This window comes from Microcystis sp. M061S2 (genome assembly GCF_020245605.1).
In the GTDB taxonomy this organism is placed as follows: Bacteria; Cyanobacteriota; Cyanobacteriia; order Cyanobacteriales; family Microcystaceae; genus Microcystis.
In genome coordinates this window covers 57821-64750 of the sequence record NZ_JADBUP010000050.1, presented here as the reverse complement: position 1 = coordinate 64750, position 6930 = coordinate 57821, and the positions used below count along the sequence as shown (strand labels likewise).

8 protein-coding genes and 1 pseudogene are annotated in these 6930 nt (G+C 44.8%); 4 read left to right on the top strand and 5 right to left on the bottom strand.

What is annotated here, in order from left to right; all coding sequences use genetic code 11:
* Positions 1-225, bottom strand: a pseudogene (locus IM475_RS09850) (helix-turn-helix domain-containing protein); the annotation flags it as partial.
* Between the two features lie 215 nt (positions 226-440).
* Here IM475_RS09850 and IM475_RS09845 point away from each other — a divergent pair.
* The gene (locus IM475_RS09845; RefSeq protein ID WP_287727417.1) at positions 441-653 is read left to right on the top strand and encodes a DUF29 family protein; all 213 of its coding nucleotides are present in this window, start codon (positions 441-443) and stop codon (positions 651-653) included.
* 140 nt (positions 654-793) lie between these two features.
* Here the strand turns inward: IM475_RS09845 and IM475_RS09840 are convergent, their stop codons facing one another.
* Positions 794-1576, bottom strand: a complete 783-nt coding sequence (locus IM475_RS09840) for a PEP-CTERM sorting domain-containing protein (protein ID WP_287727416.1) — start codon at positions 1574-1576, stop codon at positions 794-796.
* A gap of 378 nt (positions 1577-1954) precedes the next feature.
* Between IM475_RS09840 and IM475_RS09835 the strand changes: the two genes are divergently transcribed.
* Positions 1955-2653, top strand: a complete 699-nt coding sequence (locus IM475_RS09835) for a Uma2 family endonuclease (RefSeq protein WP_287727415.1) — start codon at positions 1955-1957, stop codon at positions 2651-2653.
* A 6-nt stretch (positions 2654-2659) separates the two neighbouring features.
* Here IM475_RS09835 and rpsF read toward each other — a convergent pair whose 3' ends face one another.
* On the bottom strand, positions 2660-3049 hold the full coding sequence (rpsF, locus tag IM475_RS09830) for a 30S ribosomal protein S6 (protein ID WP_008202835.1): 390 nt from the start codon (positions 3047-3049) through the stop codon (positions 2660-2662).
* Between the two features lie 145 nt (positions 3050-3194).
* Here rpsF and IM475_RS09825 point away from each other — a divergent pair, with 145 nt between their 5' ends.
* Positions 3195-3977 (top strand): fumarylacetoacetate hydrolase family protein, encoded by a 783-nt coding sequence (locus IM475_RS09825; RefSeq protein ID WP_287727418.1) that lies wholly within the window; start codon positions 3195-3197, stop codon positions 3975-3977.
* On the opposite strand, the gene tpiA is transcribed toward IM475_RS09825, so the two are convergent.
* Complete coding sequence (gene tpiA / locus IM475_RS09820) at positions 3974-4699, bottom strand: triose-phosphate isomerase (protein WP_002801963.1); 726 nt, start codon at positions 4697-4699, stop codon at positions 3974-3976. The genes IM475_RS09825 and tpiA overlap by 4 nt on opposite strands.
* A 157-nt stretch (positions 4700-4856) precedes the next feature.
* Here tpiA and IM475_RS09815 point away from each other — a divergent pair, with 157 nt between their 5' ends.
* Positions 4857-5621 (top strand): metallophosphoesterase family protein, encoded by a 765-nt coding sequence (locus tag IM475_RS09815; RefSeq protein WP_287659559.1) that lies wholly within the window; start codon positions 4857-4859, stop codon positions 5619-5621.
* Here the strand turns inward: IM475_RS09815 and IM475_RS09810 are convergent.
* Positions 5540-6787, bottom strand: a complete 1248-nt coding sequence (locus tag IM475_RS09810; RefSeq protein WP_287659558.1) for a site-2 protease family protein — start codon at positions 6785-6787, stop codon at positions 5540-5542. The two genes, IM475_RS09815 and IM475_RS09810, sit on opposite strands and share 82 nt — an antisense overlap.
* Positions 6788-6930: the final 143 nt, after the last annotated feature.

Below are 6930 nucleotides of genomic sequence, written 5' to 3'. Positions count from 1 at the left end.
TACCAATGTGAAAATATGTTCTATATTCTCGCCAATATTCTAACGTTCTTGTTCTTCTATAGATAGTTTAGGTTTCGGTCTCCTTTTAGATACTGAATTAGATTCAGCTTCAACACTTTTTACTGATTCTACCATCTTTCTCTAGGTTTGTTTATACACACCGAAACGGCGTTTTAACTGTTCATATGATAAGTTTTGATCATCCATACTTTTGCTAATAAATATAGCAAAAGTATAGATGATTTCCTGACCTAAGATCACATTTTATTCTTTTTTCTACTTCCATCTAAAAATCGAGAAAAAAGCAAAACCTTCCATCATACCATAAAAAAGTTATGCAAGAGGTCTATTAGCTAGGATGGATGGCAAACCTATCCCACGAAAATTATAAGACTCCCAGTCATAATCCTCTAAGATGAAGGAGGTAGGAGAAATCTGATATGCTATCTACTGCCAAGAAACTTTATGACACAGACTTTAATCTGTGGGTAGAAGAAACTGCTAACCTACTTAAAGAAGGTAAGTGGGAGTGCCTCGATTTAGAAAATCTGATTGAGGAAATTGAGGTGAGACTCAAAAAGAAGCTCTACAAAATATCAAAGAGGCCATTGACTTATGTTGAGAAGTTAGAAAAGAAAAAGGTTTGCCTTTAACAATTAGAAAATAGCAGGTTAGGCCTTGCTATTGCTCAACCAAACCCCTATTTTCCTATAAGTAGGTAGGTGTTAAAAACTGTCAGATATCCCCCTTATTCAGGGAAGATTAAGGGGGGATAAATCCCAAAGTTCTCAACTCAATTGTCCTGTTTTGACTTCTTCCCTTGAGATAGTTTGCGCTGGCAGAAAGCGCCAAATCCCAATACACCTAAGCCTAAAATTGTGCTAGGTTCAGGAGTAGAAGTGGGTTGAGAAATTCGGGTAAGTTTAATATTGTTAGCACCACTAACGGTAGCAAAGGCTAGATCGAAAACAAATGGATCGGGTTCGACATTAACATCAAGATCAGCCAACGCGTTAGTGTTTGGATTAAATCCATCTATACCTCCTTCCAGTTTTGCGGTAGCAGTTCCTGGAAAGATGAAAACCGCCGCTATGTTAGAAGGGTCTTGAGTAGCCACTACACTATCAATTGCAAGACCAGCACCCCTATCATCAAAGGCTGATGCCCCTGCTGTTAACACCGTATTTTCAAGAATAAACTCGAATTTTAACCCGGCATTCTCTAGGGGAGTACCGTCAGCTAAAGTGACTGACGTTAAAGCAAATCCTTGATCAGGGGTGAATCCAAGAATTGAACCTACAAAGTAGATATTATCTGAAAAGTCGAAGATTACTTGAATGCTACCGCCTTGAGGACCGCCGATTCCATTATCACCAATGCCCATGTACAGGGAAGCCGGCTGATCGACATCAAGTGAAAAAGGTATGGAAAATTGAGTATCTACAACAGTGAAGCCACCACCTGGTGGAAGAACAACGGAACTAAGTACCCCCGATGTAAATGGTGTACCACCTGGAAAATATCCTAAGCCTCCAATTTGGGAGGCAGGGGCATTAACTCCGAAGTGTAACGCCATGTCACCATAACCCAAGCCGAATCGATTCACTTCACCAAAAAGACGGAAGTTGGCTTTTAGGTCAACGGCTTGTGCCGTACCCGCTGCCGCCAGACTGATAAGTATTACCCCCCCCCGATGGAGTATTTCATAAGTTTTGATAATGTCATAACTAAATGCCTCTTAAAAAATGTAGTTCTGCCTGATTTATAATGTTTAATTCTGTAGATTTGAAAGTCTTGCCGTTAAATTTATCAAATCTTAACAATACTCTAAGTTACTTATACAACTTTGGCAGGAGGTCTAAGGCCAAGCCGTCCTTTTAGGATGGGGTTTTAAACCCAGGATTTGCGGTGATACAATAAAGCTAGGCCAAAATGCGATCGCAAGAGATAAAGCATGGTTCAAGCACCCATCGAACCCCAACTTTTCTATCCTGATTCCGACGGTAAACCCATGGCCGACAACACAGTTCAATATCGCTGGATTGTTCGCTTGGTTGCCAATCTCAAGTATTTATTTAAAGAGCAAACCGTCTTTGTCGCCGGGGATTTGCTCTGGTATCCCCAGCAGGTAACTGTACCCCCCGCTCCCCGTCAAGCTCCCGATGCCATGGTAGTTTTCGGCCGTCCACCGGGTGAGCGCGGCAGCTATAAACAATGGGAAGAAGACAATATTGCCCCCCAGGTAGTGTTTGAAATCCTCTCTCCGAGCAATAGTGCCAGGGAAATGCTCAAAAAGCAGTCTTTCTATCGGGAGCATGGGGTATTAGAAATGTTTTTCTATGACCCAGACTCCCATGATTTCTGGGGATTGGTGCGGGCCAATCAGCAAGAGGATTTTTTCCCAGTAACGGCCTTGAATTTTCCCTGGACTTCCCCAATCCTAGGAATTCGGTTCGAGATGTTTGAAGAGGGTTTAGAGGTCTTTTATCCCAATGGGGAACGATTTAAAGACCCTGAAACCCTCTTTGAGGAACGCAACCAAGCACAACAAGAACGCGACCAAGCACAACAAGAACGCAACCAAGCACAACAGGAGCGCGATCACGCTTTTGCCCGATTACGCGAATTGGGCATTGACCCGACACAGTTGTGACTATAATTAATCTTCAGCGGAGATACCGTCATCTTCCACCACCGCTTCGGTGATAGGAGAGGGCGGAATTTCCGTTAAGGGAGATAAATCGGCAGGGGGGGCGACCACGCGATCGAGTTTTAGGGTTAAATAACGAATAACCTCATCACTTAAACGCATAGCCCGTTCCATGGGGGCAACTTGTTTGCCGCTGGCCTGATAATTCATCTGCACATAGACACCATCATTGAGTTTTTTGATGGGATAGGCCAGACGTTTTTTACCCCACACCTTAACTTCAATGTCTGTGGCGCTGTGTTCGCTAATCAGAGTCCGATAACGTTCCACTTGTTGCTGAACGACTTCTTCCCCTAAATCGGGACGGAGAATGTAAAGAGTTTCGTAGTTATTGCTCATCTCAGAATCCTTATGGACTAGAAGGCTTCTTTGTCAAGGCCAGGAGTTAATTGATTTTCATAACTCTCTAGCTTTTAATAAAGAAGCAAGGATATATGATCATACTACTATCCGAGAGTCGATCGCTAGTCATTCCCAGAAAAATATGGCGCAACGCTATGTACGAGTGAAACATCGTCAAGGACAAATCTTCTACGGACTGTTACAGCTAAACCGTAGCGTTGCCGTCTTTGATGCCCCTCCCTGGCAAGGAGGGCAACTAACCAAGCTAGAATTAGAACCTGATAGCTACCAACTATTAGCCCCCTGTTTCCCGTCGAAAATTATTGCCGTGGGCAAAAATTACCGCGCCCACGCCGCCGAGATGGGAACACCTGTACCGGAAGAACCGCTTTTATTTCTCAAGCCACCGACGACAATTATCGCCGATGGTGAAACGATTTTTTATCCGCCCCAATCCCAAAGAGTGGATTATGAGGGAGAATTGGCATTAATTATCGGAGAAACCGCCAAAAACTGCACCACAGCCCAGGCCAGAAGTAAAATCTGGGGTTATACCATTGCTAACGATGTCACCGCTAGGGATTTACAGAAAAAAGATAGCCAATGGACGCGGGCGAAAGGATTTGACAGTTTTTGTCCCCTCGGCCCCTGGATTGTCCGGGAACTGAGTATCGGGGCGCAATTAACCACTTTTCTCAATGATGGCAGCGAACCCAAACAAAGCAGTTATCTGAGTGATATGGTCTTTCCCCCCGATGTCTTGGTGGCTTATATCTCCCAAGTGATGACCCTGCTGCCGGGGGATGTAATTTTAACGGGAACTCCCGAAGGAATCGGACCGCTGCAGGTGGGAGATCAGGTTCGGGTGGAAATAGAAGGCATCGGGGTTTTGGAAAATAGCGTCATGGCAGCAGAAATCAATTAACGATAATTAACAATCCTAGCGAATACGGCGGGGTCTAGACTCGCCCCACCGACTAAAGCCCCGTTTATCTGCGATTGAGCCATAATTTCATCGATATTATCCGGTTTTACCGAACCACCGTACTGAATGGTTACTTCGGGATTGTCTAATTGTTGCCGAATCAAACCGATAACGCGGTTTGCTTCCTCGCTTTCGCAGGTTTCCCCCGTCCCAATCGCCCAGATGGGTTCGTAGGCGATAACGAGGTTTTTTTGGTCAACATTGACTAAACCCCCTTGAATTTGCTTGATAATTACCTTTTCCGTTTCTCCAGCATCTCTTTGGGCTTTACTTTCTCCCACACAGATAATCGGGATTAAACCTTGTTTTTGGGCAGATATAACCCTTAAATTGACGGTTTCATCGGTTTCGCCGAAATATTGCCGGCGTTCACTGTGACCGATAACCACATAGTGAACCCCAATTTCGGTTAACATATCCGCCGAGATTTCGCCCGTATAAGCCCCCGATTTTTCCCAGTGGACATTTTGCGCCCCCAGGCGAATACGACCCCCGTGGAGGGTTTTAGAGAGGACAGCTAAAGCTGTAAAAGGGGCGCAAAGAACTACTTCTCGGTCGTCCGGGGTTTCCTCTAGATGGGATTTAAAATCTTGCAAAAACTCCAGAGCTTCTCTCTGGGTTTTGTGCATTTTCCAGTTACCTGCAATAACAACTTTCGGCACAGCTTAATTAATTTAGTAGATTTGATAATTTATGGTACATTTTACTGTAAGCCTTTTTGTTACCCTAAGCAAGATCACCGATAATCGCTGTTTGTCGTGAACAGATTTCTTTAATACTTTTACCTGTACCTATGCCCTAATCCCCTACCAAATCCTCATGCGAACCTTAGCGATCGGCGATATTCATGGTTGCTCGAAAGCTCTAGATCACTTGCTAGAGATCGTCAATCCCAAACCGCAAGATACTTTAATCACCCTCGGTGATTACGTTAATAAGGGCAGAGACTCGAAAGGGGTGATCGATCGCCTGATTTCCCTACACAAACAGGGAAATTTGATTCCCCTCAAGGGTAATCACGAGATTATTATGCTGCAAGCCCGTCATAACCCCTTCAAACAGCGTCTCTGGTTAGAAAAAGGCGGTAAAGCTACTCTAAAATCCTATAGCGAAGGCCACCTGATTAAAATTCCCGAATCTCACTGGGATTTTTTAGGAAAAGTCTGTATAAATAGCTACGAAACTGCAAATCATTTATTTGTTCACGCTAGTCTCGATCCCCATCTACCCCTGGCCAGACAACCAGAATACAAACTCTTTTGGGAGAAATTTCAATATCCCGCCGCCCATAGTTCGGGAAAAACCATGATTTGCGGCCATACCAGCCAAAAAAGCGGGAAACCGATTAATCTCGGCCATGCCATTTGTATCGATACTTGGGCCTACGGCCAAGGCTGGTTAAGTTGTTTAGATGTGGAAACGGGGAAATTGTGGCAGGTTAACCAGCGAGGAAATTTTCGGATTAGCGATATTCAAGATTATTACCGTCCATCCTCTCTACGTCAGGACATTAAGGACGGTTCGCCGATTTTTGGCCGTTCACTCTTGTCAAGAGCGGCAGCAATAACATTTAAGGGCAAATAACTGGGATAAACTCCCTCGCGAGCGCGTTCAATATCCGTTTCCTCTAGGGGAATTTGGTATTTAATCGCAATTGCCTTGAGGATATCGCCGCGATCGATCACTCCGGCTACGGCGGAGGCTGGTGTTAACACCGTGATCATGCGGTCTGGGATGGTTTCCAATTTTTGCACCACTGTCACTAAGGGGGTTTTTTCCTCAACAGTGGGAATTTCCGCGAGGGGATGGGCAATATCAAGCAGTTGTTTTTCTGACCAGAAACTCCGCTCGATCGCCTGTAAATCTGCCACCCGAATTAATCCCCGATAACGCCCCTCGGAAGCGGCAAAATAAGCAGTATTGGCAGCTGCTCGGTCTAAAACGTATTCTTGGGCGAATTCCTGTAGGGTTTGATGAGCGTTTAAAACCCGCAAATTTCTGCTCATCACCTCTCCTGCCGTGAAATTGAGGAGACTTTCCTGTAAATTAGTTAAATTATCGTAAGCGCGGGCATTTCTGAGGATAAACCAGCCCATTAATCCTAACCAGGCACCCCCCACATCTGCCGTCAAGAGAACCAAGAAAATCCCCAAAATAATCCCCAACCAACCGATGAATTGACCACTGATCGCAGCCCAATGTAACCCTTTCCAGCGATCGCCAGTCGCTTGCCAGACCATTGCTTTTAAAATTTGACCCCCATCGAGGGGTAAACCGGGGATAAGATTAAATAGAGCCAAAAACAGGTTAATTATCGCTAAATGCCCGCATATATAAGTTAAATTGGCGTTTAAATAGGGTAAGTGACTGGCTAGGGATAGAAGACAAAACAGGAGAAAACTAACGACGGGTCCAGCGATCGCTACTTGCAGGGCCTCTGGAGGAGTCCGAGATTCTCGCTCGATCGAGGCCATACCTCCAAAGAGAAACAGGGTAATGGAATTGACCTCGATGCCTTGGCAACGAGCCATGAAACTATGACCTAATTCGTGGAGTAAAACTGAGATAAATAGCAATAAAGCCATGATTAAACCAAGTAACCACGCTAAAACAGAACTCTGGGCGGCCAGAGACTGAATTTCTGCATCGGTGGCATTGATCAGGGTGACAAAAGCCAGAATCAAAAACCACGAGGAATCAATATAGAGAGGAATGCCCAATAAAGACCCGATTCGCCAATTTGTACGCATAATTTTCAGTGGGGTAGTGGGGTGTGGGAATTATGAATTATGAATTATGAATTGGGGAGTGGGAAGTGGGGAAGTGGGGTGTGGGGTGTGGGAATTATGAATTATGAATTATGAATTGGGGAGTGGGAAGTGGGAAGTGGGGT